At 70.6% G+C, this 25,674-nt stretch carries 22 protein-coding genes; 10 read left to right on the top strand and 12 right to left on the bottom strand.

Annotation, left to right across the window (positions count from 1 at the left end; translation table 11 throughout):
* Positions 1 to 116 precede the first annotated feature (116 nt).
* The 3 genes from JHE00_RS35890 to gltB all read right to left on the bottom strand — a co-directional run bounded on the left by JHE00_RS35890 (position 117) and on the right by gltB (position 8,071).
* Entirely contained in the window at positions 117 to 1,739 is a 1,623-nt protein-coding gene (locus tag JHE00_RS35890) for a LuxR family transcriptional regulator (RefSeq protein ID WP_200319119.1), read from the bottom strand.
* 174 nt (positions 1,740 to 1,913) lie between these two features.
* Entirely contained in the window at positions 1,914 to 3,422 is a 1,509-nt protein-coding gene (locus JHE00_RS17535; protein ID WP_200319118.1) for a glutamate synthase subunit beta, read from the bottom strand.
* Between the two features lie 77 nt (positions 3,423 to 3,499).
* The gene (gene gltB, locus JHE00_RS17530; protein ID WP_200319117.1) at positions 3,500 to 8,071 is read right to left on the bottom strand and encodes a glutamate synthase large subunit; all 4,572 of its coding nucleotides are present in this window, start codon (positions 8,069 to 8,071) and stop codon (positions 3,500 to 3,502) included.
* Between the two features lie 472 nt (positions 8,072 to 8,543).
* Here gltB and JHE00_RS17525 point away from each other — a divergent pair, with 472 nt between their 5' ends.
* The 3 genes from JHE00_RS17525 to JHE00_RS17515 are packed head-to-tail and all read left to right on the top strand — an operon-like array spanning position 8,544 to position 11,324.
* Complete coding sequence (locus tag JHE00_RS17525; RefSeq protein WP_200319116.1) at positions 8,544 to 9,500, top strand: ABC transporter substrate-binding protein; 957 nt, start codon at positions 8,544 to 8,546, stop codon at positions 9,498 to 9,500.
* Between the two features lies 1 nt (position 9,501).
* Positions 9,502 to 10,548, top strand: coding sequence for a FecCD family ABC transporter permease (locus JHE00_RS17520; protein ID WP_372440460.1), 1,047 nt, complete (start codon positions 9,502 to 9,504; stop codon positions 10,546 to 10,548).
* Positions 10,545 to 11,324, top strand: coding sequence for an ABC transporter ATP-binding protein (locus JHE00_RS17515; protein WP_200319115.1), 780 nt, complete (start codon positions 10,545 to 10,547; stop codon positions 11,322 to 11,324). The genes JHE00_RS17520 and JHE00_RS17515 overlap by 4 nt, the downstream gene beginning before the upstream one ends.
* Before the next feature lie 6 nt (positions 11,325 to 11,330).
* On the opposite strand, the gene JHE00_RS17510 is transcribed toward JHE00_RS17515, so the two are convergent.
* Positions 11,331 to 11,849: a DinB family protein gene (locus tag JHE00_RS17510; RefSeq protein WP_200319114.1), complete on the bottom strand. Its 519-nt coding sequence runs from the start codon at positions 11,847 to 11,849 to the stop codon at positions 11,331 to 11,333.
* Between the two features lie 85 nt (positions 11,850 to 11,934).
* On the opposite strand from JHE00_RS17510, the gene JHE00_RS17505 reads away from it, so the two are divergent.
* Positions 11,935 to 12,726: an SDR family oxidoreductase gene (locus JHE00_RS17505; protein WP_200319113.1), complete on the top strand. Its 792-nt coding sequence runs from the start codon at positions 11,935 to 11,937 to the stop codon at positions 12,724 to 12,726.
* A complete protein-coding gene (locus tag JHE00_RS17500; RefSeq protein WP_200319112.1) occupies positions 12,723 to 13,793 on the top strand; it encodes an NAD(P)H-dependent amine dehydrogenase family protein in 1,071 nt (356 codons plus the stop codon). The genes JHE00_RS17505 and JHE00_RS17500 overlap by 4 nt, the downstream gene beginning before the upstream one ends.
* Here JHE00_RS17500 and lgt read toward each other — a convergent pair.
* The 6 genes from lgt to JHE00_RS17470 all read right to left on the bottom strand — a co-directional run bounded on the left by lgt (position 13,737) and on the right by JHE00_RS17470 (position 19,979).
* Positions 13,737 to 14,804 (bottom strand): prolipoprotein diacylglyceryl transferase, encoded by a 1,068-nt coding sequence (gene lgt / locus JHE00_RS17495; protein ID WP_200319111.1) that lies wholly within the window; start codon positions 14,802 to 14,804, stop codon positions 13,737 to 13,739. The two genes, JHE00_RS17500 and lgt, sit on opposite strands and share 57 nt — an antisense overlap.
* A 78-nt stretch (positions 14,805 to 14,882) precedes the next feature.
* Positions 14,883 to 15,677 (bottom strand): tryptophan synthase subunit alpha, encoded by a 795-nt coding sequence (gene trpA / locus JHE00_RS17490; RefSeq protein ID WP_200319110.1) that lies wholly within the window; start codon positions 15,675 to 15,677, stop codon positions 14,883 to 14,885.
* On the bottom strand, positions 15,674 to 16,921 hold the full coding sequence (trpB, locus tag JHE00_RS17485) for a tryptophan synthase subunit beta (protein WP_200319109.1): 1,248 nt from the start codon (positions 16,919 to 16,921) through the stop codon (positions 15,674 to 15,676). Before trpB ends, trpA begins: the two co-directional genes overlap by 4 nt.
* Positions 16,900 to 17,709 (bottom strand): indole-3-glycerol phosphate synthase TrpC, encoded by an 810-nt coding sequence (trpC, locus tag JHE00_RS17480; RefSeq protein ID WP_200319108.1) that lies wholly within the window; start codon positions 17,707 to 17,709, stop codon positions 16,900 to 16,902. The genes trpB and trpC overlap by 22 nt, the downstream gene beginning before the upstream one ends.
* A 145-nt stretch (positions 17,710 to 17,854) precedes the next feature.
* A complete protein-coding gene (locus tag JHE00_RS17475; protein WP_307831973.1) occupies positions 17,855 to 18,391 on the bottom strand; it encodes a Trp biosynthesis-associated membrane protein in 537 nt (178 codons plus the stop codon).
* A 31-nt stretch (positions 18,392 to 18,422) separates the two neighbouring features.
* Complete coding sequence (locus JHE00_RS17470; RefSeq protein WP_200319106.1) at positions 18,423 to 19,979, bottom strand: anthranilate synthase component I; 1,557 nt, start codon at positions 19,977 to 19,979, stop codon at positions 18,423 to 18,425.
* A 93-nt stretch (positions 19,980 to 20,072) separates the two neighbouring features.
* Here JHE00_RS17470 and JHE00_RS17465 point away from each other — a divergent pair, with 93 nt between their 5' ends.
* Positions 20,073 to 20,690 carry a TetR/AcrR family transcriptional regulator gene (locus JHE00_RS17465; RefSeq protein WP_307831972.1) on the top strand — a complete coding sequence of 206 codons (618 nt, stop codon included), beginning with the start codon at positions 20,073 to 20,075 and terminating at the stop codon, positions 20,688 to 20,690.
* Here JHE00_RS17465 and hisI read toward each other — a convergent pair.
* On the bottom strand, positions 20,660 to 21,040 hold the full coding sequence (gene hisI, locus JHE00_RS17460) for a phosphoribosyl-AMP cyclohydrolase (RefSeq protein WP_200319104.1): 381 nt from the start codon (positions 21,038 to 21,040) through the stop codon (positions 20,660 to 20,662). The genes JHE00_RS17465 and hisI overlap by 31 nt on opposite strands.
* Positions 21,037 to 21,810 (bottom strand): imidazole glycerol phosphate synthase subunit HisF, encoded by a 774-nt coding sequence (hisF, locus tag JHE00_RS17455; RefSeq protein ID WP_200319103.1) that lies wholly within the window; start codon positions 21,808 to 21,810, stop codon positions 21,037 to 21,039. Before hisF ends, hisI begins: the two co-directional genes overlap by 4 nt.
* Between hisF and JHE00_RS35885 the strand changes: the two genes are divergently transcribed.
* The 4 genes from JHE00_RS35885 to JHE00_RS17435 all read left to right on the top strand — a co-directional run bounded on the left by JHE00_RS35885 (position 21,733) and on the right by JHE00_RS17435 (position 25,658).
* The gene (locus JHE00_RS35885; RefSeq protein ID WP_307831985.1) at positions 21,733 to 22,299 is read left to right on the top strand and encodes a TetR/AcrR family transcriptional regulator; all 567 of its coding nucleotides are present in this window, start codon (positions 21,733 to 21,735) and stop codon (positions 22,297 to 22,299) included. The two genes, hisF and JHE00_RS35885, sit on opposite strands and share 78 nt — an antisense overlap.
* Before the next feature lie 76 nt (positions 22,300 to 22,375).
* On the top strand, positions 22,376 to 24,115 hold the full coding sequence (locus JHE00_RS17445; protein WP_200319101.1) for a hypothetical protein: 1,740 nt from the start codon (positions 22,376 to 22,378) through the stop codon (positions 24,113 to 24,115).
* Positions 24,116 to 24,207: 92 nt separating this feature from the next.
* On the top strand, positions 24,208 to 24,927 hold the full coding sequence (locus JHE00_RS17440; protein WP_200319100.1) for an ABC transporter ATP-binding protein: 720 nt from the start codon (positions 24,208 to 24,210) through the stop codon (positions 24,925 to 24,927).
* Positions 24,924 to 25,658 (top strand): ABC transporter permease, encoded by a 735-nt coding sequence (locus JHE00_RS17435; protein WP_200319099.1) that lies wholly within the window; start codon positions 24,924 to 24,926, stop codon positions 25,656 to 25,658. Before JHE00_RS17440 ends, JHE00_RS17435 begins: the two co-directional genes overlap by 4 nt.
* The last annotated feature ends 16 nt before the right edge of the window (positions 25,659 to 25,674 follow it).

The raw sequence follows: 25,674 nt of genomic DNA, 5'->3' as shown, positions 1-25,674 counted from the left end.
ACCCGTCCGAACACGTCCGATGTCGTCCGACGCTACGAACGGCGCCCCCGGTGCACATCGCACGCGTGTACCAACCGGTTGCGGTGACGTGGCACGTTCGTGCCACTCGGGCGTGGTCACACGAGGTGGTGCTGCACCACGTAGGTCGTGGCGGCGGCCCGGGAGGACACCCCGAGCTTGGCGAAGGCGTTCTGCAGGTGCCGCCGCACGGTGTGCTCGCTGATCACCAGCTCGGCCGCGATCTCACGGTTGGAGCGGCCCGCCGCGACGAGGGCGAGCACCTCGAGCTCGCGCCCGGTGAGCGCACAGACGCTGGTGGCGGGCCCCGTCAGTCCGGCGGCCGAGGTAGCCGCCCCGAGCCTGACCAGCGTGCGTCGCGCGGCGTCCAGCTCGAACCTCGCGGTGTGGTCGTCGCCGAGCGCCCTGGCCGCCAGCCCGAGCAGGATGTGGGAGCGGGCACCCTCGTACGGAGCCTCGACCTCCGCCCACAGCGCGCCCGCGCGCCGCAGCGCGTCGACAGCGCCCGAAGCATCGCCCTCGGCGAGCCGCACAGCGCCCTCGGCGTGCGCCGACATCGCCCGCAGCAGTGGCGCGCCGATCGTCACGGCGATGTCGGCCAGCTCACCGGCCGCGGCGCGAGCGGGCTCGCGATCGCCGGCCGCCAGCAGGATCTCGACCCGCGCGGCGAGCAGCGCCGCCCTCGGCACCGGAGCGAGCGCGGCGCTCTCGGTGGTCCGGATCGCCGCCGCTGCCGCGCCGGTGCGTCCCTGCGCGAGCCACAGCAACGCGAGACCCGGCTGCGGCTGACAGGCGTGCTCGCTCGCCTCGAGGTAGAGCTGCTCGGCGGCCGCGAAATCCCCGCGCAGCCGCGACAGTTCCGCGCGCTGGTAGAGCGCGAAGCCCAGCGCGGGCTGTCCGGGCGGATCGGCCAGCCGCAGGCACGCGCGCTCGATCTCGGCTCGCGCGTCCGCCCACGCGCCGCGCAGGCACAGCACCTCGGTGCGGTGCACGAGGCACTGTCCCCGGAACGGGACCAGGTCGGGCTGCGCGAGGCACCACGCGCTCAGCGCGGCCGTCCACTCGTGTGCCCTGGACAGGTCGGCGACCTCCTGGCACACCTCGATGACACTGCAGTAGATCATCCCCGCCGGGATCGGTGAGAGCTCGCCGGCGGCCACGGCGGCCATCACCTCGTCGAGCAGCGACAGGCCCGCTGGGGCGTCGCCCATCCCGATCATGGTGCGGCCCTGCCCCATTCTCGCCATCGCGACCAGGTCGGGGTCGCCGAAGCGGACCCCGACCTCGACGGCGGCGGTGAACAGGTCGTAGGCGGTGAGGAAGTCCCGCTCCTGCGCGGTGCGGATCGCATTCGCGGTGAGCAGGTAACCGCGCGTGACGCCGTCGAGGTCGCCGTCGTCGACGATGCGCTGGGCGCGCGCGAACCAGCCGCCGCTGCGGGCGAGCTCGCCGCGCAACAGCAGGCGCAGCGCGAGCCAGAACGCGCTCAGGGCCGCCTGTTCCCCGTCGCCGCCACCGAGGTAGGCCTGGAACGCGCGCTCGCCTGCCTGCAGGCTCTCGGTGTCGTGGCCGAGCAGGAACGCCGCGGAGGCGAGGAGGGTCAGGTCATCCGGTTCGAGCGGCTCGCTCGCGTCGGCCGCCGAGAGCCGCACGAACGCGTCCCGCCAGTCGTGCCGGTCGAAGCACTGGCGGGCACGTCCGAGTTCAGTGACCGTCCCCATGGGGGCCTCCCGCGTCTATTGCACCTCACGGCGGGAGGCTTGCAAAGATGCTGGACCAGTCGAGCCTGTTCACGGACAGCTCCTGAGCGCACGGTCACCAGACGCGGTGAAGGGCACCTTTACTGCGTTCAACGCAGTAAAGGTGCCCTTCACCGCAACCAGGTGAGACCGTGCTCAGACCACCGCGAGCGGGAGTGCCGTCGGGTGGACCGGGCTCGGCAGGTCCGAGGCACCCGTGAGATAGGTGTCCACCGCGTTGGCCACAGACCGGCCCTCCGCGATCGCCCACACCACCAGCGAGGCGCCGCGGTGGGCGTCGCCGCACACGAACACTCCCGGCGCTTCGGTCTGCCAGTCGGAGCCGCACGAGAGCGTGCCGCGCTTGGTCAGCTTCAGGCCGAGGTCGTCGACGAGCCGCATGTGCTCGACGCCCTCGAAACCGATCGCGAATAGCACGAGGTCCGCGGGAAGTTCCTCGACCTCCTCGCTGATCGGCACCACCTCGCGGCGGCCCGTCTCGGGGTCCTTCTCCACTCGCACCTTGTGCAGCTCGATGCCCCGCACGTTGCCGTTCTCGTCGCCGACGAAGCGCTTCACCGCCACGGCAAAGCGGCGCTCGCCGGTCTCCTCGTGCACCGGGTAGGTGCGCAGGAGATAGGGCCACGTCGGCCACGGCGAACGGTCGTCGTCGCGTGTGGACGGTGGCTGCGGGTACTGGTCGAGCTGCGTCACCGAGAGCGCGCCCTGGCGGATCGACGTGCCGTAGCTGTCGGCGCCGGTGTCGCCACCGCCGATGATCACGACGTGCTTGCCCTCGGCGTCGATCACCGGAGGGCCGTCGCCCTCGCACTGCCGGTTGGCAGGCACCAGGTGCTCCATCGCCAGGTGGACGCCCGTGAGCTCCCGGCCCGGCGTCGTCGTGTCGTCGCGCCCGCGCAGCGCGCCCACCGCGAGCACCACGGCGTCGTAGCGTTCCCGCAGCTCCTCGACGGTGAGGTCGACCCCGACCTCACAGCCGGTGACGAACGTGGTGCCCTCATTCCGCAGCTGCGCGAGCCTGCGGTCGAGCACCTTCTTCTCCATCTTGAACTCGGGGATGCCGTAGCGGAGCAGCCCGCCGAGCCGGTCGTCGCGCTCGAACACGGTCACCTCGTGACCGGCGCGGGTCAGCTGCTGCGCGGCCGCGAGCCCCGCCGGGCCGGAGCCGACCACGGCGACCCGCTGGCCCGTCGACACGGCCGCCTGCTGCGGCTGCACGTAGCCCGATTCCCAGGCCTGCGCGGAGATCGTCTCCTCCACGCGCTTGATGGCCACCGGGCCACCGGAGGCGGGCGAGATCGACAGCACGCAGCCCGCCTCGCACGGCGCGGGGCACAGCTTCCCGGTGAACTCGGGGAAGTTGTTGGTCGCGTGCAGGCGCTCGCTGGCCTCGGCCCAGTCGCCACGGCGCACCAGGTCGTTCCACTCGGGAATGAGGTTGCCCAGCGGGCACCCGGAGCCGCCGGAGTGGCAGAACGGGATGCCGCAGTCCATGCACCGGCCGGCCTGCGTGCGCACCTGCTGGTTGCGCTCCTCCTGGCCGACGTCGGCGTAGACCTCCTGCCAGTCCCGCACCCGCTCGGCCTTCGCCCGCTTGGCAGGCTCGGCGCGCTCGTACTTCAGAAAGCCCGTCGGGTCAGCCACGAGCCGCCTCCTGTGTTCTGCGGGCCACCCGCACCCGGTCGGCGGTCGTGGCCGTTGCTCCGCACGCTCCGCGATTCTCAGCCACGAGCCGCCTCCATGATCGCTTCGTCGACGTCCCGGCCCTCTGCGCGTGCCGCCTTCGTCGCCTCCAGAACTCGCTTGTAGTCACGCGGCATCACCTTGGTGAACGACGCCGAGCGCCTCGGCCAGTCGCCGAGCAGGGACGCCGCTACCGCCGAGCGGGTCAGGTCGTGGTGCCTGGTGACCGTCTCCTTGAGCCAGACCAGTTCGTCGGCCTCCGGCGCGAGCAGCTCCACCATGCCGAGGTTGACCTGCGCCTCGTCGAGGTCGAGCACGTAGGCGAGCCCACCCGACATGCCGGCCGCGAGGTTGCGGCCCGTGCGGCCGAGCACCACGGCGCGACCGCCGGTCATGTACTCGAACGCGTGGTCACCGACGCCCTCCGCGACGATCAGCGCGCCGGAGTTGCGGACGCCGAAGCGCTCGCCGACCTGGCCCCGGATGAACAGCTCGCCGCTGGTGGCGCCGTAGACGATGGTGTTGCCCGCGATGACCTGGCCCTCCGCCGCGAACGGCGACTCCGGATGCGGGCGGACGATGATCCGCCCACCGGACAGCCCCTTGCCGACGTAGTCGTTGGCGTCGCCGACCATGTCGATCGTGACGCCGGGCGGCAGGAAGGCACCGAGCGACTGGCCGGCCGACCCCGTCAGCAGCACGCGGATCGTGCCGTCGGGAAGACCGGCGCTGCCGTAGCGGCGCGTGATCTCCGAGCCGAGCAGCGTGCCCACGGTGCGGTTGACGTTGCGCACCGGCAGTTCGAGCCGCACCGGGTGCGCGTCCTCCAGCGAGGCCTCCGCGAGCTGGATCAGAGTGCGGTCCAGCGCGTGCTCGAGGCCGTGGTCCTGCTCGCGCACCTTGCGGCGCGCCCCGCCGTAGGGCGAGTCGGTGGGCACCTCGAACACCGGCGAGAGGTCGAGCCCCTGCGCCTTCCAGTGCTCGACGGCCTTGTCGACGTCGAGCACGTCGGCGCGCCCGATCGCCTCGTCCAGCGTGCGGAACCCCAGCTCCGCCAGCAGTTCCCGCACTTCCTGGGCCACGAAGTGGAAGTAGTTCACCACGTGCTCGGCCTGGCCGGTGTAGCGCTTGCGCAGGTCCGGGTTCTGCGTGGCGACCCCGACCGGGCAGGTGTCGAGGTGGCAGACGCGCATCATCACGCACCCGGCCACGATGAGCGGCGCGGTGGCGAAGCCGTACTCCTCGGCGCCGAGGAGCGCGGCGACCACCACGTCCCGCCCGGTCTTCATCGCGCCGTCCACCTGCACGGTGATGCGGTCACGCAAACCGTTGAGCAGCAACGTCTGCTGGGTCTCGGCCAGGCCGATCTCCCACGGCGTGCCCGCGTGCTTGAGCGAGTTCATCGGCGAGGCGCCGGTACCGCCGTCGTGGCCGGAGATCAGCACCACGTCGGCGTGGGCCTTCGAGACACCCGCCGCGACCGTGCCGACTCCGAGCGAGCTGACGAGCTTCACGTGGACCCGCGCCTGTTCGTTGGCGTTCTTCAGGTCGTGGATGAGCTGCGCCAGGTCCTCGATCGAGTAGATGTCGTGGTGCGGCGGCGGCGAGATCAGCCCCACGCCCGGCGTCGAGTGCCGGGTGCGCGCGATCCACGGGTACACCTTGTTCGGCGGGAGCTGGCCGCCCTCGCCGGGCTTGGCGCCCTGCGCCATCTTGATCTGGATGTCGTCGGCGTTGACGAGGTACTCGCTCGTCACGCCGAACCGTCCACTCGCGACCTGCTTGATCGCGCTCCGGCGCTCCGGGTCGTAGAGCCGCTCGGGATCCTCGCCGCCCTCGCCGGTGTTGGACCGGCCGCCGATGCGGTTCATCGCGATCGCGAGCGTCTGGTGCGCCTCGGCCGAGATGGAACCGTAAGACATGGCGCCGGTGTTGAACCGCTTGCAGATCGACTCCACCGACTCGACCTCGTCGATCGAGATGGGCTGCCGGTCCTCGCCGCGGAAGGAGAACATCCCGCGCAGCGCGCCGCCCTCACGGTTGAGGCGCTCGACCTCGTCGACGTAGGCCTTGTAGGCCTCGTCCCTGCGGGTCTTGCTCGCGTGCTGGAGCAGGAACACCGTCTCGGGCGTGAACAGGTGCAGCTCGCCCTCGCGGCGGTAGGAGTACTCGCCTCCGGTCTCGAGTCCGCGGTGCACGCGCTCGGTCGGGTTGTCCGGGTAGGCGCGCCGGTGCCGGATCGCCACCTCCTCGGCGAGCACGTCGAGGCCCACGCCGCCGAGCTTGGAGACGGTGCCGGTGAAGTACTCGTCGAGCACCTCCTGCGACAGGCCGAGCGACTCGAAGACCTGTGCGGCGGTGTAGGCGCCGACGGTGGAGATGCCCATCTTGGACATGATCTTCAGAACACCCTTGACCAGAGCGTTCACGTAGTTGCGCACAGCCTTGGCCGGCTCGATGCCCGTGATCGCGCCCTGCCCGATCATGTCCTCGATCGTCTCGAACGCGAGGTACGGGTTCACCGCGGCGGCGCCGTAGCCCAGCAGCAGCGCGACGTGGTGCACCTCGCGTGCGTCGCCCGTCTCGACGACCAGCGCGACGCGCAGCCTTTCCTTGGTGCGCACCAGGTGGTGGTGCACCGAGGACACCAGCAGCAGCGACGGGATCGGCGCCATGCGGTGGTCGGCGTCGCGGTCGGACAGCACCAGTGTGCGCGCGCCCGCGGCGATCGCCTCGGATGCCTCGCGGCGCACCCGCTCGACGGCGGAGGCCAGCGCCTTCCCGCCACCGTCCACTTCATACAGTCCGGAGAGGACGGTACAGGCGAAGCCGGGCAGGTCTCCGTCGTCGTTGACGTGGATCAGCTTGGCGAGCTCGTCGTTGTCGATCACGGGGTAGGGCAGCTGGATGTGCCTGCACGAGGCGGGCCCGGACTCCAGCAGGTTCTGCTCGGGCCCCATGATGCGGCTCATCGAGGTGACCAGTTCCTCGCGGATCGCGTCCAGCGGAGGGTTGGTGACCTGCGCGAAGCCCTGCTTGAAGTAGTCGTAGAGCGAGCGGGATCGCTTGGACAGCACGGCGGGCGGTGTGTCGGTGCCCATCGAGCCCAGCGGCTCGGCGCCCAGCGCGGCCATCGGGCCCAGCAGGATCTTCAGCTCCTCCTCGGTGTAGCCGAAGGCGAGCTGACGGCGCAGCACCGAGGCGTGGGTCTGCGTGATGTGGTCTCGGTCGGGCAGCTCCGAGAGCGTGAGCAACCCGGCGTGCAGCCACTCCTCGTACGGCGCCTCAGCGGAGAGCCCGGACTTGATCTCGTCGTCGTTGACGATGCGGCCGGCCTCGGTGTCCACCAGGAACATGCGGCCGGGCTTGAGCCTGCCCTTGGCGATCACATCCTGCGGCGCGACGTCGAGCACGCCCGCCTCGCTGGCGAGCACCACGCGGTCGTCGGCGGTCTGCCACCAGCGCGCGGGACGCAGGCCGTTGCGGTCGAGCACCGCGCCCACGAGCGAGCCGTCGGTGAACGTGACGCACGCGGGGCCGTCCCACGGCTCCATCAGGCTGGCGTGGAACTGGTAGAACGCACGGCGCTGGGCGTCCATCGTGGTGTGGTTCTCCCACGCCTCGGGGATCATCATCAGCACCGCGTGCGGCAGCGAGCGCCCGCCGAGGTGCAACAGCTCCAGCACCTCGTCGAACGACGCCGAGTCCGACGCCTCCGGCGAGCACACCGGGTACAGCCGCGTCAGGTCGCCGGGCAGCATGCCCGACTCGAGCAGCGCCTCGCGGGCGCGCATGCGGTTGCGGTTGCCGCGGATCGTGTTGATCTCGCCGTTGTGCGCCACGAACCGGAACGGGTGCGCCAGCGGCCAGGACGGGAAGGTGTTGGTGGAGAAACGACTGTGCACCAGCGCGATGGCGCTCACGAGCCGCTCGTCGCGCAGGTCGGGGAAGAACGCGGGCAGCTGGCCCGGCGTGAGCATGCCCTTGTACACCATCGTCCGCGAGGACAGCGACGGGAAGTACACGCCGCAGCCCGCGGTCTCGCTCTCGTGCTCGGCCCGCTTGCGGAGGCAGAACGCGAGCCGGTCGAGGTCGACACCGCTCGGCAGCTCACCGTCGGTGTCGGGCCTGCCCGTCACGAACAGCATGGCGAAGTGCGGCATCACGGAACGGGCCGTGGGGCCCACGTCGGCGCTGTCGGCGTCGGCGGGCACGTCGCGCCAGCCCAGCACCGACAGGCCCTCCTCGCCCGCGATCCGCTCGACGAGCTCGACGGCCTTGCGGCGCAGCTCGGCGTCGGCGGGCAGAAAGGCGATTCCGGCGGCGTAGTGGTGCCTGCCGAAGGCATCGGGCCTCGGCAGGTCGAAGTCCGTCTCGGCGCGCAGCAGCTCGTCGGGCAGCTGCACCAGGATGCCCGCGCCGTCGCCACTGGTGGGCTCGGCGCCAGCGGCGCCACGGTGGTCCAGATTCGTGAGTGCGTTGAGACCGTCGGTGACGATGCTGTGAGAGCGGACACCACGGACATGCGCGACCATGGCTACACCGCAGGAATCCTGTTCCGTCGCAGGGTCGTAGAGACCCTGTTGAGACGGAATCGCGGAGAAGATCAAGGGGACCTCCTGCGTCGTCTTCGTGCTCGATAAGTGCTGGGCACGGGACGACAATGGCCCGCTTATTAGCGCGACCTTAACATCTAGGAAACGCGTGGGCACCAGATCGGAGTGCCCATTTCAGCCGTCGACTGTAACGATCTGGCAGCCGCCAACGACATCGTTCCTGATGGGCGCGGAGCGGGTAGCTCGCCCGGCCAGCTTACCCGACGAACGGGTTCCCGGACTTCGGCTCGTTTCGCCTGATAGCGTCACTTCCGACGCGAGCGGTAGCGAAGTCCGGTGTGAACCCGGCGCTGTGCCGCAACTGTGATGCCTCGCCGTACCGGAACGGTCACGTGCCGTGACAGCGAGACGAGTCAGGTCGCCTGCACTCGCGCCGACGCCATCCACCTCCGGTTCAGGGGTTGCGGCGTCCTCGACCGCCCGCCGGTCGGGCGCGGCCCGGGCCGGCCGATCAGTCGAGGTCCTCATGTCTCGTGCGTCCCGCCGTCGCCGGCCGCTCGCCCTGTTGAGTCTGCTGTCCGTTCTCGTGGTGCCCGGCCTCGTCGGCTGTGCCGACCGCGAGCCCGAACCGCAGACGTCCGCCGCAAGCGCCGACTTCCCCGTCGAGATCGGCGCCGAGGGTGCTCCCACGGTGACGATCGAGCGCAAGCCCGAGCGCATCGTGTCCCTGTCGCCGTCCAGTACGGAAACGCTGTTCGCCGTCGGAGCGGGCGACCAGGTGGTGGCCGTCGACTCCTTCTCGGACTATCCGGAGGAGGCGCCGACGACCGATTTGTCGGGCCTCAACATCGATCCCGAAGCGATCGCGGGTCACAACCCCGATCTCGTCGTCGTCGAGTCGGATGTCGACGGCAAGCTCGCCGAGTCGCTCGGCAAGACCGGCATCACGACGCTCGTCCTGCCCGCACCGGCGACGCTCGACGCCGCGTACGACCAGTTCGCGATGGTCGGCAAGGCCACGGGCCACGCCGCCGAGGGCGAGGACCTGGCCCGCCGCACCAAGGAGGAGATCGACAAGCTCGTCGCCGACGCACCGAAGCCCGATCAGCCGCTGCGCTACTTCCACGAGCTCGACCCTTCGTTCTACAGCGCGACGTCGGCGACCTTCATCGGCCAGGTGTACGGACTCTTCGGCCTCGAGAACATCGCCGACCAGGGCGATCCCAACGCACTCGGCGGATACCCGCAGCTGTCGGCGGAGACGATCCTGCGCGAGGACCCGGACCTGATCTTCCTCGCCGACCGGGACTGCTGCGGGCAGAACCCCGAGACCGTCGCGGCCCGTCCCGGCTGGGACACGCTCGCCGCGGTGAAGCAGGACAACGTGTTCGCGCTCGGCGACGACGTCGCGTCGCGGTGGAGCCCCCGGATCGTGGAGCTCGTCCGCAAAGTGGCCGACGCCGTGGCCGGCGAACAGGGCTGACGTGCTGAGGTCCCGATCCCGCGCCGCGACGACGCGCCTGCGCCCCCGCGCGGTGGCGCTGGCGCTCGCCGTGCTGCTCGCCGCGATGGTGTTCGCGCTCGTGGCGGGCTCGGGCGAACTGGGCTGGCAGCGCGTGCTCGGCGAGCTCGGCGCCCAGCTGACGGGAACGACATCGCCGCTGTCCGAGCGTGAGGCGGCGATCGTGTGGGAACTACGGATGCCACGCGTGCTGCTCGCGGGGCTCGTGGGCGCGGCGCTGGCGGGTGCCGGCGCCGCGTTCCAGGGAGTGTTCCGCAACCCGCTCGCCGACCCGTACCTGCTCGGAGCAGCGGCAGGCGCGGGCATGGCCGCCACCATGGTCGTGGTGTTCGCGCCGGTGGTGACGGGCTGGCTGATCGGGCCGCTTCCGTTGGCCGCGTTCGCGGGCGCGCTCGGCGGTGTCGCGCTGAGCTGGCTGCTCGGTCGCTCCGCGGGCGGGTCCGGCACCGCGACACTGCTGCTCGCGGGAGTCGCGGTGACGGCGTTTCTCACCGCAGTGCAGACGTTCGTGCAGCAGCTCAACACCGACACCATCAAGCAGGTCTACACCTGGACGCTCGGGGGCCTGAACGTCACGGGCTGGCGCGACGTGTGGGTCGCACTGCCCTACATCGCGCTCGCCGCGGTGGTGCTGTGCGGCAGCGCACGACTGCTCGACGTGCTCACCCTCGGCGACGCGGAGGCCGCGTCACTGGGCATCCGGCCCGGCCGGGTCCGGCTCGTGCTGCTGGCGGCCGCGTCGCTGGCGACCGCGGCGGCCGTGGCGGTGAGCGGGCTGATCGGCTTCGTCGGCATCGTCGTGCCGCACGTCGTGCGCCTGCTGGCGGGCGCGAGTTACCGCGTGATCGTGCCGCTGTCGCTGATCGGCGGCGCGGTGTTTCTGATCCTGGCCGACTTCGTCGCCCGCACGGCACTTCCCGGGGAACTGCCCCTCGGTGTGGTGACCGCGTTCGCGGGCGCGCCGTTCTTCGCGCTGGTGCTGCGCAGTAGCAGGGGGAGGACGCCATGACGGCACTGCACTTGGCCGGGGTCAGTGCGGGCTACGGCACGAGCCCGGTGGTGCGCGGCGTCTCCACCGAGGTGGACAGCGGCGGCTGGTTCGCCATCGTCGGCCCCAACGGCGCGGGCAAGTCGACGTTGCTGAAGACCATCGCCGGACTGGTACCGCACGAGGGCGAGGTGAATCTGGACGGAGCGCCCGCACAGTCGTTGTCCCGCAAGGAGAAGGCATTGCTGATCGGGTACGCGCCGCAGAACCCGGTGCTGCCCGACGGACTCACCGTCACCGACTACGTCCTACTGGGACGGACACCGCACCTCGGTTTCCTGGCCAGGGAGAGCGGTTCAGATCTATCCATTGTGGAGGAAACGCTGGCACGGCTCGACCTCGGCGAGCTGGCCGAACGCAAGCTGCGCACACTCTCCGGCGGGGAACAGCAGCGCGCCGTGCTCGCGCGCGTGCTCGCGCAGCAGACCAGCGTGCTGCTGCTGGACGAACCCACGACCGGACTCGACATCGGGCACGCGCAGGCCCTGCTGGAACGGCTCGACCGGTTGCGCCGCGAGGACGGCACCACGGTGGTCTCGACGCTGCACGACCTCACCTTCGCCGCGCAGTACGCCGACGAACTGCTGCTGCTCGACGACGGCGAGGTCGCCGCATCGGGCAAACCGTCGGAAGTGCTGACGGCGCAACGACTCCGCGACCACTACGGCGCCGACACCGAGGTACTGCGGACCAGCGAGGGCCACCCGGTGGTGGCCCCTGTCCGCACGACGCCGTAGCCGTACCTAGCCGGCGGCCCGCAGCATCCGCAGCTGCCCGATCTCGGCGACGTTCTTCATCAGCTCGGCGTTGACCCAGCCGAGCTGGTGCGCGACGGTCAGCTCGGTGTTGTCCGGCCACGGAAACGTCGCGACGGCATCGAGATCGGGCTCGGAGAGTCCGTCGAGCACGCCGATCCACCCGGTGCGCAGGCCGCGCAACCAGTCGACGGCGTGCTCGGCCCCCGGCCAGCGAACATCGTCGCGCTCCCGGGGCGGCCGCCCCGAGGCGTGGTCGAGGGTGACACTCCACCACCACCCGAGGTGCCAGGAGAGCCACGCGATCGTCGGCACGGGAACGGGATCGGGCTCGACCTCGGCGAAGTCGGGCACCCACGCGCCCCCGGCGCCCTGGCGCAGCGTCCAGCAGTGCGCGGCGGGTTCCCAGAGGAAGTCCTCGGGGCGCAGTTTTCGCAGGTGCACCTCGGCGAGCGACCAGGTGAAGTCGAACTGCCAGCGCATCAGGTCGGGTCGGGAAACGGGCACGAGCCGATCCTGGCACGACCCGCAACCGGATTTGGCACCCCGAAAGCAGGCACCACGCCCTACTAGAACGTGTTACATTTCTCGCGTGATCCTCGATCATTTCCGGCTCGACGGCGCCGTAGCCGTGGTCACCGGTTCGGGGCGCGGGATCGGTGCCGCCACAGCGATCGCGCTCGCCGAGGCGGGGGCCGACGTGGTGCTGTCGGCTCGCACCCGCGAGCAGCTCGACGAGGTCGCCGCGCGCATCGCCGACACCGGCCGCAAGGCCTGCGTCGTGCCCGCCGACCTCGGCGATCCCGCCGCCGCGGGCCGGCTCGCCGACGCCGCCACGGAGACTTTCGGCCGTCTCGACATCGTCGTCAACAACGTCGGCGGCACGATGCCCCGCCCGCTGCTCGAGACCACGCCCGAGTTCCTCACCGAGGCGTTCCGGTTCAACGTCGGCACCGCGCACGCGCTCACCACCGCCGCCGTACCAGCGATGCTGGAGTCCGGCGGCGGCTCGATCGTCAACATCTCCTCGGTGATGGGCCGCGTGTCCGGCCGCGGGTTTCTCGCCTACGGCACGGCGAAAGGCGCGCTCGCCCAGTACACCCGGCTCGCAGCCGCCGACCTGGCCCCCAAGATCCGCGTCAACGCCATCTCCGTGGGCTCCGTCGCCACCTCGGCACTGCAGGTGGTGGTGGACAACACCGAGCTGCGCGAGCGTATGGAATCGGCCACGCCACTGCGCAGACTCGGCGAACCCGACGACATCGCCGCTACGATCCTCTATCTCAGTTCCCGCGCGGGCTCCTACGTCACCGGCAAGGTGCTGGAGGTCGACGGCGGGCAGCAGGCCCCCAACCTCGAACTCGGACTCCCGGATCTGACATGACTCTTCGCGTGGTGCAGTGGAGCACCGGCAACGTCGGCAGGCACGCCATCGCGGGCATCGCGGCCAGGCCCGATCTCGAACTGGCAGGCGTGTGGGTCTCCGACCCAGCCAAGGTCGGCAGGGACGCCGGCGAGCTCGCCGGGCTCGGCCACGACCTCGGCGTCACCGCCACCAACGACGCGGACGCGCTGCTCGCGTTGCGTCCCGACTGTGTGGTCTACACGGCGATGGCCGACGACCGCATCAACGAGGCGCTCGACGACCTGTGCCGCATCCTGCGGGCAGGCGTCAACGTGGTCTCCAGCAGCCCGGTCTTTCTCCAGTTCCCCGACGGCGTCGTGCCGAAGGAACTGACCGACCCGATCCGGGAGGCCGCGGCCGAGGGCGGGGCATCATTGTGGGTCAACGGGATCGACCCCGGCTTCGCCAACGACTGGCTTCCGCTCGTGCTCACCAGCGTCTGCGAGCGCATCGACGAGGTGCGCTGCCTGGAGATCCTCGACTACTCGACCTACGACAACCGCAAGGTCCTGTTCGACATCATGGGCTTCGGCTCGCCGCTCGAGCAGAAACCGCTGCTGCTGCAACCGGGTGTGCTCACGCTCGCGTGGGGCAGCGTCGTGCGCCAGCTCGCGGCGGGACTCGGCGTGGAGCTCGACTCCGTGGAGGAACGCTACGAGCGGCTGCCCGCGCCGGAGACGTTCGAGATCCCCTCGGGCACGATCGAGAAGGGCACCGCCGCGGCGCTGCGCTTCGAGATCCGCGGCATGCTCGGCGGGAAGCCCGCGTGCGTGCTGGAGCACGTGACGCGGCTGCGTCCTGACCTCGGGCCCGACTGGCCGCAGCCGCTCGGGCAGGGCGGCTACCGGGTGGAGGTGACCGGCGAGCCGAACTACACGCTCGACCTGCGCATGCTGGGCACCGACGGCGACCACAACACGGCGGGACTCAAGGCGACGGCCATGCGGCTGGTCAACGCCGTGGCCGCCGTCGTGGCCGCCGAACCCGGCCTACTGACCGGGCTCGACCTTCCGCTCGTCACCGGACGGGGACTCCTCCGCCGCTGAGTCGCCGGGCTCGTTGTCCGGCTTCTCGGCGTCGTCCTTCGGGCCCTCGTCACCGGGCTTGTCAGTATTCGACTCGTCCGCATCGGGCTTGTCCGCGGCCGCGGAACCGGTGTCGTCCGGATCGGGTTCGTCGGTCTTCAATGTCGCCGGATCCTCGCGCTCACCGAGTGTGCGGGCGTAGACGAAGTACCCGACGGCACCGACGAACACGACGATCGAGGTCCACACGTTGACCCGCAGGCCGAGGATCTCGTTGGCCTGGTCGGTGCGCATCAGCTCGATCCAGAAGCGGCCCGCCGTGTAGCCGGCGACGTAGAGCGCGAACACGCGGCCGTGGCCGAGGCGGAACTTGCGGTCGGCCCACACGATCAGCAGCACGACGCCGAGGTTCCACAGCAGCTCGTACAGGAACGTCGGGTGCACCACCGCGATCGGCACATCGTTGACAGCGACCCCGTTGAGCGGGTCCTCGATCAACGGGTTGTCCGGGTTCACGCGCCGGTAGATCTCCAGGCCCCACGGCAGGTCGGTCGGACCGCCGTAGAGCTCCTGGTTGAAGTAGTTGCCGAGCCTGCCGATCGCCTGCGCGAGGACGATGCCGGGAGCGATGGCGTCGGCGACCGCGGGCAGCGGGATTCCCCTGCGCTTGCACGCGATCCACGCACCGACACCACCGAGCGCGATGGCTCCCCAGATGCCGAGCCCGCCGTCCCAGACGTAGAGCGCCCTGATCGGGTCCTTGCCCTCGCCGAAGTACAGCTGGTTGTCGGTGATGACGTGGTAGAGCCGGCCACCGATGAGGCCGAAGGGCACCGCGAACACCGCGATGTCGACGATCGTGCCCTTCGACCCACCGCGCTGGACCCACCGGCGGTCGCCCCACCAGATGGCCACGATGATGCCGACGATGATGCAGAGCGCGTACATCCGCAGCGGAACCGGACCGAGGTGGTAGACCCCACGGTCCGGGCTGGGGATGTTCGCGAGGAAGACTGCCGTCGCGGTGTTCACGGGGTCACCGTAGCGTGCAGTCGGGTGACCCTGACGCCGAGGCTTGGCATGTCCGGCCGGAACCGGCGCGAACGGGCGTTACGCGGCGGGAACGACCGGCCTGCGGACGCCTTCCGCCAGCTCGGCGGTCAGCGCGGCCACCTCGGCGGCGCTCTCGCCCGCCTTCGACACCAGCGCCGAGCCGACGATCACCGCGTCGGCGAACCCGGCCACCTCGGCGGCCTGGTCTCCGGAGCGCACGCCCAGACCGACGCCGATCGGCAGGTCCGTGTGGGCGCGGGTGCGGCTCACCAGGTCGGCGGCGCTGGCACCCACCGACTCCCGCGCGCCGGTCACGCCCATCACGGCGGTGGCGTACACGAAGCCGGTGGTCGCCTCGGTGGTGAGCGCGATGCGCTCCTCCGACGACGACGGCGCCACCAGGAAGATCCGGTCCAGCCCGTGTGCGTCCGACGCGGCGAGCCAGTCGCCCGCCTCGTCCGGTGTCAGGTCCGGCGTGATCATGCCGAGCCCGCCCGCCGAGGCCAGGTCGCGCGCGAACGCGTCGGCGCCGTAGCGGTGCACGGGGTTCCAGTACGTCATCACGACCGCGCGGCCGCCCCTGGCCGACACCGACTCCACGACCTCGAACAGGTGCTTGAGCCGGAAACCGTTGCGCAGCGCCTGGTCGGCGGCGGCCTGGATGGTCGGGCCGTCCATCACCGGGTCGGAGTAGGGAACCCCGACCTCGACCAGGTCCGCGCCCGCGTCGATCGTGGCCGCGAGGAGTTCCTTCGACGCGTCCACGGTCGGGTAGCCGGCGGGCAGGTAGCCGACCAGCGCGGCCCGCTGCTCCGCGCGGGTGGCCTCGAACAGCTGGGCAAGCCGGCTCACACGTCCTCCACGAGCTTGAAGTAGCGCGCCGCGGTGTCCACGTCCTTGTCGCCCCTGCCGGAGAGGCTCACGAGGATCTGGGCGCCCTCGCCGAGTTCCTTGCCCAGTTCGAGCGCGCCCGCCAGCGCGTGGGCGGACTCGATGGCCGGGATGATGCCCTCGGTGCGCGACAGCAATTGGAAGGCGTCCATGGCCTCGGCGTCGGTGACGGCGCGGTACTCCGCGCGACCGGTGTCCTTGAGCCACGAGTGCTCCGGGCCGACGCCGGGGTAGTCGAGCCCGGCCGAGATCGAGTACGCCTCGGTGGTCTGGCCGTCCTCGTCCTGCAGCAGGTACGACAGGGCGCCGTGCAGGGTGCCCGGCGTGCCCTCGGTGAGCGTGGCGCCATGCTCACCGCTCTCGATGCCCTTGCCACCGGGCTCGAGGCCGATCAGGCGCACGTCGGAGTCGTCGATGAAGCCGTGGAAGATGCCGATGGCGTTGGAGCCGCCGCCGACACACGCCGCGACGGCGTCGGGCAGCCTGCCGGTCAGCTCGAGGATCTGCCTGCGCGCCTCTTCACCGATGATCTTGTGGAAATTGCGCACCATCACCGGGAACGGATGCGCACCGGCAGCCGTGCCGAGCAGGTAGTGCGTGGTGTCCACATTGGTCACCCAGTCGCGCAGCGCCTCGTTGATGGCGTCCTTGAGCGTGCGGGAGCCGGTCTTCACCGGGATCACCTCGGCGCCGAGCAGCCGCATCCTGGCGACGTTGAGCGCCTGGCGCTCGGTGTCGACCTCTCCCATGTAGACGACGCACTCGAGGTCGAGCAGCGCGCACGCCGTGGCCGTGGCGACGCCGTGCTGGCCGGCCCCGGTCTCGGCGATGACGCGCTTCTTGCCCATGCGCTTGGTCAGCAGCGCCTGACCGAGCACGTTGTTGATCTTGTGCGAACCGGTGTGGTTCAGGTCCTCCCGCTTGAGGAAGATCCGTGCCCCGCCCGCGTGGGCCGCGAACCGCGGCGCCTCGGTGAGCAGCGACGGCCTGCCCGCGTAGCCGGACAGCAGCCGCGCGAACTCACCGGTGAACTCCGGGTCGAGCCTGGCCTTGTCGTACTCGGCCGACAGCTCGTCGAGAGCGCCCATGAGCGCCTCGGGCAGGTACCGGCCGCCGTACGGGCCGAAGTGCCCACGCTCGTCCGGATCGTGCTGGGAGCGCTGGTCCTTGGTGTTCTTCTCGGTCACCGGCTCGGCCTCGGGCATGCGGGGTGCGAACCCGCGGTCACCAGCTTGACGAGCGCGCCCTTCGGGTCGTCCGTCGCGACCAGGCCCTCGCCGACCAGCACGGCGTCCGCGCCGTGGCCCGCGTAGGCCATCAGGTCACCGGGACCGCGAACACCCGACTCGGCGATCTTGTACGTCTCCATCGGCAGCCCGGGAGCCAGCCTGCCGAAGACGTCGCGATCCACCTCGAGGGTGTGCAGGTTCCGTGCGTTGATGCCGATCACCGACGCGCCCGCCTCCAGCGCGCGGTCGGCCTCCTCGGCGTTGTGGACCTCGACGAGCGCCGTCATTCCCAGCGACTCGACGCGGTCGAGCAGCGCGGCGAGCGCGTTCTGCTCCAGCGCGGCGACGATCAGCAGCACCATGTCCGCACCGTGCAGCCGCGCCTCGTGCACCTGGTAGGGGCTGACGATGAAGTCCTTGCGCAGGATCGGCACGTCGACCGCTGCCCGGACGGCGTCGAGATCGGCGAGCGATCCGCCGAACCGGCGCTGTTCGGTCAAGACGCTGATGACGCGCGCTCCCGCGTCCTCGTAGTCCTTGGCCAGCGACGCCGGGTCACCGATCGATGCCAGGTCGCCCTTGGACGGGCTCCTGCGCTTGACCTCCGCGATGACACCGATGCCCGACTCCCGCAGAGACGCCATGACGTCCCGGGGCGGGGTCGCGGCCGCCGCCTGTCGCTTCAGCTCGTCGAACGGCAGTGCCGCCTCACGCTCGGCGAGGTCGGTCCGCACGTCGGCGATGATGTCCTCGAGAATGCTCACCGGGCAACCTCACCGGCTGTGTGTTCACTCGCAAGGTGGCTCACAAAAACCTTCCCCTTCCCGCCGAAATGATGCTAACCCTCGCGGTTCGCCGCACCGGCTCCGGGTCGGATTTGTCTTGTCCACCAGGGACTTGACCCCGGAACTAACTCCGCGTGGTCGGATCCTCGCCGTCGGACAGTGCGTCCCACAGGTCCGTCTCCGTGTGCTTCTCGGCCCGTCTGCCGCCCGGAGCGGAGTACTTGGCACCCATGCGGGGCATTCGATGACCACGCCAGGTGAGCAACGCGCCCGCGAGCAACACCAGCACGCCGCCCGCGACCGCCACCGCGGGACCCCAGAACGTGTGCTCAGGAACACCCGCGGTGTCGTCGTAGCCGGGAGCCCAGCCGGACCACGCCACGTCGTAGGCATCGCCGTTCAGCGCCAGGTAGAGGATGACCGCGCCGACGACCACCAGCAGCACCCCGAGGATCCGGCGCACCACTCCCCTGCCGCCGAGCACCCCGGCCACGGAAGCCAGTGCCAGCAGCGCGAGCGGCACCGGCCACGTCATGAGGTCGCTACCGGAGAGGTCCTCGGAGAGCCTGCCGTCGACCGTCAGCCCTCGCGGTACGTCGATCCACGTCAGGCCCGATGCACCCCACAGCGCGACGGAGGCGAGCAGGAGCGCGACCACCACGATCCACAGTGGACGCTTTGCGGCGGCGCTCTCAGACACTGGTCGGATCCAGTGCCGTCGTGGGAACCATCGTGTTGGCGGCGGCGACGGCCGACAGCACGGTGCGGGCCTTGTTGAGCGACTCGTTGTCCTCGTAGTCGGCGTCGGAGTCGGCCACCACGCCACCACCGGCCTGCACGTAGGCGATGCCGTCGCGCATCAGCGCGGTGCGGATGGCGATCGCGGTGTCGGCGTCGCCCGCGAAGTCGAGGTAGCCGACGACCCCGCCGTAGAGCCCGCGGCGCGTGGGCTCCAGCTCCTCGATCAGCTCCATCGCGCGCACCTTCGGAGCCCCGGAGAGGGTGCCGGCGGGGAAGCACGCGACCACGGCGTCGAACGCCGTCCTGCCCTCGGCCAGCTCGCCCGTGACGGTGGACACGATGTGCATCACGTGGCTGTAGCGCTCGATGGCGAAGAAGTCGACCACGTGCACCGAACCCGGCTTGCAGACCTTGCCGAGGTCGTTGCGGCCCAGGTCCACCAGCATGAGGTGCTCTGCCCGCTCCTTCTCGTCGGCGAGCAGGTCCTTCGCCAGTTGCGCGTCCTCGTCGGCGTCGACGCCGCGCCAGCGCGTGCCCGCGATGGGGTGCGTGGTCGCCTTGCCGTCGCGCACCGTCACCAGCGACTCGGGACTGGAGCCGACGATGTCGAAGCCGTCGAGCCGCAGCAGGTACATGTACGGGCTCGGGTTGGACGTGCGCAGCACGCGGTAGACGTCGAGCGCGTCGGCGCCCGTGCGCATCTCGAACCGCTGCGAGGGCACGACCTGGAAGGCCTCACCCGCGTGGATCGCCTCGCGCACCTTGTCGACGGCGGCGTGGAACTCCTCCTTCGCACGCCGCCGGGTGAACTCGGGCGCCGGCCGCTCGAACACCGCGTTGGTCGCGGGCGCGGGAGCGGCGAGCAGCCTGGTCATCTCCTCGATGCGGCGCACGGCGTCCTCGTAGGCCGCGTCGACGCGCTCGGGCGAGTTGTCCCAGTTCACCGCGTTGGCGATGAGCGTGACGGTGCCCTCGTGGTGGTCGAACGCGGCGAGGTCGGTCGCCAGGAGCATCGTCACCTCGGGGATGTCGATGTCCTTCTCGGCCAGCTCGGGCAGCCGCTCGATCCAGCGCACCGCGTCGTAGCCGAGGTAGCCGACCATGCCGCCGGTCAGCGGGGGCATGCCGGGCAGCGGCTCGGTGTGCAGGGTCGCGAGGGTCTCGCGCAGCACGGTCAGCGGGTCGCCCTCGGTGGGCAGGCCCGCCACGGGCGTGCCGGTCCAGACGGCCTTGCCGTCGCGCACGGTGAGCGCGGAGGGGCTGCGGACGCCGATGAACGACCAGCGCGACCAGGACTGCCCGTTCTCGGCCGACTCCAGCAGGAACGTGCCGGGACGGTCCCCGGCGAGCTTGCGGTAGAGCGCGACGGGCGTGTCCGCGTCGGCGAGCACGCGCCGCACCACCGGGATCACGCGCCGGTCCTCCGCGAGCGCACGGAAGTCCTCGCGGCTCGGGCTGATCGCTCCGAGTCCTGATCCGCCGGTACCGACAGAATGGGCAGTTACCATGCGGTTATTGTGCCGCCGCGCTTTCGGCGACGTGCACCGGGCACTATTTCAGGCTTCGTGGAATTTCTGACCTCGCTCCTTCATGATGGTCGTGTGACCACCGCGAAAGATGAGCCCGGCCGCCGCCGGGGCCGCCGCCCCGCCGGCGAGGACACCAGGACCGTACTGCTCGAGGCCGCGAGGGCGGTGTTCGCGGAGAACGGCTACGACGGCGCCACCGTCAGGGCCATCGCGAGCCGCGCCGGGGTCGACCCCGCGATGGTCAACCACTGGTTCGGCGGCAAGGAGGGCCTGTTCGCCAAGGCCGTGCTGCACGTGCCGTTCGACATCAACGACGTGATCAAGACGGTGACGGCCGGAGGTCCCGACAAGCTCGGCGAGAACATCGTGCGCACGTTCCTCACCCGCTGGGACGGCGCGGGCGGCGAGGCATTCGTCGCGCTCATCCGCAGCGTCACCACCAAGCCCGAGGCGATGCTCACGTTGCGGACCATCCTGGTCAACAAGATCTTCACCAACGTCGTCAGGACGGCGGAAAGCGACCACCCCGAGCTGCGCGCCAGCCTGGGCGCGACCCAGATGATCGGCATGGGCATGGCCCGCTACGTCGCGAAAATCGAACCGGTGGCCTCCGCCGACATCGAGACGCTGGTGGCCACGATCGCGCCGACCATCCAGCGCTACCTCACGGGGGAGCTCGAGCCGTCCTGACCGGGGTCGGCGAGCAGTACCCGCTCGTCGGTGTCGAAACAGGTGTGCGTGCCCGTGTGACAGGCGGGGCCGGTCTGGTCGACGCGCACGAGCAGGGTGTCGGCGTCGCAGTCGACGCGCACCTCGCGCACGTACTGGGTGTGGCCCGAGGTCTCGCCCTTGACCCACAGGCGCTGCCTGCTGCGCGAGAAGTACGTCGCGCGGCGCGTGGTCAGCGTGCGGTGCAGTGCCTCGTCGTCCATCCAGGCCACCATGAGCACCTGCGACGTGCTGTGTTCCACCACGACGGCGCACACCAGGCCCTCGGGCGTGCGCGTGAGCCGGTTCGCGACGGCGGGATCGAGCGTCACCGGACCTCGACCCCCGAATCCCGCAGCACGTTCTTGACGTCGCCGATCTTGAGCTGCCCGAAGTGGAAGACGCTGGCGGCCAGCACCGCGTCGGCCCCTGCCTCGACGGCCGGCGGGAAGTGCTCGGTCGCGCCCGCGCCGCCGCTGGCGATCACCGGGACCCGCACCGCGGCGCGCGTCAGTCGGATCAGTTCCAGGTCGAAGCCCGACTTCGTGCCGTCGGCGTCCATCGAGTTGAGCAGGATCTCGCCGACGCCGAGCTCCTCGCCGCGCGCGGCCCACTCCACCGCGTCGATCCCGGTGCCACGGCGGCCGCCGTGGGTCGTGACCTCGAAGCCCGACGCCGTGGGCTCGCCGCCCTCGGGCACCCGCCTCGCGTCGACCGACAGCACGATGCACTGCGCGCCGAACCGGCGGGACGCCTCGCGCAGCAGCTCCGGCCTGGCGATCGCGGCGGTGTTGATGCTGACCTTGTCGGCGCCCGCGCGCAGCAGCCGGTTCACGTCCTCGGTGGCACGGACGCCGCCGCCGACGGTCAGCGGGATGAAGACCTGCTCCGCGGTGCGGCCGACGACGTCGAAGGTGGTCTCGCGGTTGCCCGACGACGCGGTGACGTCGAGGAACGTCAGCTCGTCCGCGCCCTCCGCGTCGTAGGCGCGCGCCAGCTCCACCGGGTCACCGGCGTCGCGCAGATCGGCGAAGTTCACACCTTTGACGACCCGGCCCGCGTCGACGTCGAGACACGGGATCACCCTCACCGCAACGGACATACCCCCAGCTTAGGTTCCGTCCCCAGGCCGGCCTCCGGCACGTCACCATCCGCACTACGGCGCGCATATCCGGCCGATGACGGTTCGTCGGCTCCCACCGGGTCACGTGAAATACCGCAGGTCCTGAATGGACCACCCCGGGAGGCCGGGGCCCGTCTCGTGCGTATGATCCTGCGATTATGGGCAGAACCGGACACCAGGGCACCGCTTCTCGCCCTGCTCCGGTCAGCCGTGACCGACGAGCAGGCGAACGCGACGTCCCGCCAGATCCTCACGGGCGCGGTGCACACCGCGACGGCCGAGGTCAGGGACAGTTCCGGCCCGCGAACGTCGTCGGCGGCGGCAGCCAGGGGAAAGAGGGTCGCGCCGTTGCGCTACGTTCTCGAGGTGCCGCCGATGTCCGCGGCGACCGAGGACGAGACCGCCGCTCCGGCCGGCCCGGTGCCGCAGTGCCACCTCGACGGCGGGCAACCTGCTGCGGCTCCGTAGCGTTACCTTCACACGGGTTGGGGAATCCATTCATGATCCGGAACAGGCCGGCACGAAGACTGCTAAGGACGCCCGCATGACCTCGGTCGCGACGGGGGAAGCGACGGCTTCCGAGACGTCGGACGTGCAATCCGCTCCCCCGAAACCGAAGCCGGGCGCCCGCCTGCTCCCGGCGGCTTCGGTTGCGGGCGGAACGGCCCTGATCGGCGCGCACGCCACGCTGTACGGCAACTGGATCATCGACGACGCCGCCATCACGTTCGCGTACGCCCGCAGCTTCGCCGAGGGGCTCGGCCCCGTGGTCCAGCCCGGCGCGGAGCCCGTCGAGGGCTACTCCAACCCGACCTACACCGCACTGCTCGTGCTGGGCAGGCTCGTCGGGTTGTTCGACCGCGGCACGATCTTCGGCATCCCCGACTACGTGCTCTTCCCGAAGGCACTCGCCCTGCTGCTCGTCGCGGGCATCCTGTCGGCCTGCTACGTCGCGGCCGCCAAGGTGACGAAGCGGCCGTGGCTCGCCACCCTCGCGGTCGGCGCGCTGCTCGCGATCACGCCGTCGTTCGTCATCTGGACCTTCTCCGGGCTGGAGAACCCGCTCTACGCGCTGATCATCACGTGGATGGCGGTGCTCGTCTTCAGAGCGGTGCTCGACGACCGGCTACTGGGCTACAAACTGGCGGCTGGCATGGGCCTGCTGGCCGCGGCCGCCGCCCTCACCCGCCCCGAGGGCCTCATCTACGCGGGTGTCTACCCGCTCGTGCTGCTCGGCACGGTGAGCAAGGCGACGCTGGTCCCGAGGATCAAGCACACCCTGGTCTCGGTGGCGGCGTTCGCCATCCCCGTCGGCGCCTACTTCATCTGGCGTTACGCCACGTTCGGCCTGTGGCTGTCGAGCCCGTCCATCGCGAAGCGGCAGGACCTGCCCACGCTGCAGGAACTGACCAGGCCCGGTGAGCTCGTCGGCTACGCGGGCGCGCCCGCGGTCCTGGTGGCCGTGCTGTTCGTCGGCATGGCGCTGGCGAAGCCCGCGTGGTGGCGCAGGGGGCTGCTCGCCCTGCTCGTCCCGCTCGGCCTCGCGGTGATCGCGTTCTCGGTGCTGGAGCCCGACTGGATGTCGCAGCTGCGGTTCGCGACGCCTGTGTGGGTGCTCGGCGCGCTCGTGACCGTGCTCGCGGCGGCCGAGGCACTGCGCAACGCCAAGCTGCGCGGCCGCGTCTGGATCACCGCTGGCCTGGTGGCCGTGCTGCTGCCCACCACGGCCTCGTTCGGCGCCGTCGCCAGCCAGTTCCGCAACGAGCCCGACATCTCGGCCTGCTACGTCGCCGATCGCTTCGGCCGCATTTTCAACGGCTACGCCGACGTGATGGGCGCGCAGGACGCCTCGCTGCTCATCCCCGACCTCGGTGGTTCGGCGCTGACCAGCAGGCTGCACCTGGTCGACATGGCCGGCCTGACGAACCACCGGTTCGCCGAGCTGGTGCGCGAGCACGACCTGCGTGGTCAGCAGAACTACGTCTACGACGAGGTCAAGCCGACGTTCATCCACACGCGCCAGCCGTGGAGCACCGGCAACGGCCTCGGCTACGACCCGAGGCTGGAGCGGGACTACTACCCGATCCACTACGACATCTACCAGGGGCCTCCGCACGGCGACTGGGTCCGCAAGGACGCCGTGAGCGACCCGCAGATGCTCGAGAACCTGCGCGCGTACGCCCGCGAGCACACGGTTCAGGTGGAGCGCGACATCCCGAACTGGCCGCGTCGCCACTGTGGCGACACGCTGCGTTTCGACCAGACCGACACGGGCCAGTCCTAGAAAGTCACCGGCGAAGGCCTCCGCACCGACCTGGTGCGGGGGCCTTCGCCGTTCGTTGACAGCGAGAACTCAACGCTCGCAGAATTAACCGCATGGCCGATTCGGTGGTCTCGGTGGCAGGACTGCGGGTACGTCACGGCGGCAGGGAGGTGCTGCGCGGCATCGACTGCGAGATCGCCCGCGGCAGCGTCACGGGACTGCTCGGGCCGAGCGGGTGCGGCAAGACCACGTTGCTGCGCGCGATCGTCGGCGTTCAGATGCTCACGACGGGCACGGTCACCGTGCTCGGCGAGCCCGCGGGCAGCCGGGAGCTGCGCGGCCGGATCGGCTACGCGACGCAGAATCCTGCCGAGTACCCGGATCTCACGGTCGCCGAGGCGCTGCGGTACTTCGCCGCCGTGCTCCGCGCACCGAAGTCCGATGTGGACAGAGTGGTCGCTGAGGTCGCGCTCGGTGACCACGCGGACGCGCTCATCGGCACGCTGTCCGGAGGCGAACGCAGCAGGGCCAACCTCGCGGTGGCCCTGCTCGGCGCACCGGAGCTGCTCGTGCTCGACGAGCCGACCGTGGGGCTCGACCCACTGCTGCGCGACGAGCTCTGGACGTTGTTCGGCAGGCTCGCCGCACGCGGCACGACACTGCTCGTCTCCAGTCACGTGCTCGACGAGGCCTCCCGCTGCGAACGGCTGCTGCTGATGCGCGAGGGTGCGCTGCTCGCCCACGACGAGCCGGACGAACTGCTCCGCCGCACCGGAACACCGGACCTCGAACAGGCCTTCCTGTTCCTGGTACGGCAGGGAGCGTCGCGATGAGCGCCTCGGTCACGCTCGCCACGAACCGGCGAATCCTCACCCAGCTGCGACACGATCCCCGCACCGTCGTGCTGCTGCTCGTGGTGCCGACCCTGCTGATGGTGTTGTTGCGTTTCGTGTTCAACTCGCCCGAGCAGTTCGGCGGCATCGCACCCGCGCTGCTCGGGATCTTTCCCTTCACGCTGATGTTCCTGATCACCTCCGTGACGACGCTGCGCGAGCGCACGTCGGGCACGCTCGAGCGGCTGATGACGATGCCCATCGCCAAGCTCGACCTGCTGCTGGGCTACGCGCTGGCGTTCGGGCTGCTCGCCGTGGTCCAGGTCGCGCTCGCCGCGCTGGTGTCGGTGACGTGGCTCGGGCTCGACGTCGCGAGCTCGGTCTGGCTGCTGTTGCTGGTGGCCGTGCTCGACGCCCTGCTCGGCATGGCGCTCGGGCTGTTCGTCAGCGCGTTCGCCCGGACCGAGTTCCAGGCCGTCCAGTTCATGCCCGTCGTCGTGCTGCCGCAGTTCCTGCTGTGCGGGCTGTTGCAGCCGCGCGACGAGATGGGCCTGCTGCTGAGCTGGATCTCCGACGTGCTGCCGCTGTCGTACGCGGTGGACGCACTCGACCGCGTCACGCACTCGGCCGAGTTCGACGGCACTCTGGTGCGTGATCTGGCCGTCGTGGCAGGCAGCGCGCTGCTCGCACTCGTCCTCGGCGCCGCGACGCTGCGCAGGCGCACGCCGTAGCTCGTTCTCAGCGACA

Origin of the sequence: Prauserella cavernicola (assembly GCF_016595675.1) — a bacterium.
Taxonomy (GTDB): domain Bacteria; phylum Actinomycetota; class Actinomycetes; order Mycobacteriales; family Pseudonocardiaceae; genus Prauserella_A; species Prauserella_A cavernicola.
The sequence above is the reverse complement of the archived record's forward strand: the minus strand, read 5'-3'. Positions and strand labels throughout refer to the sequence as shown.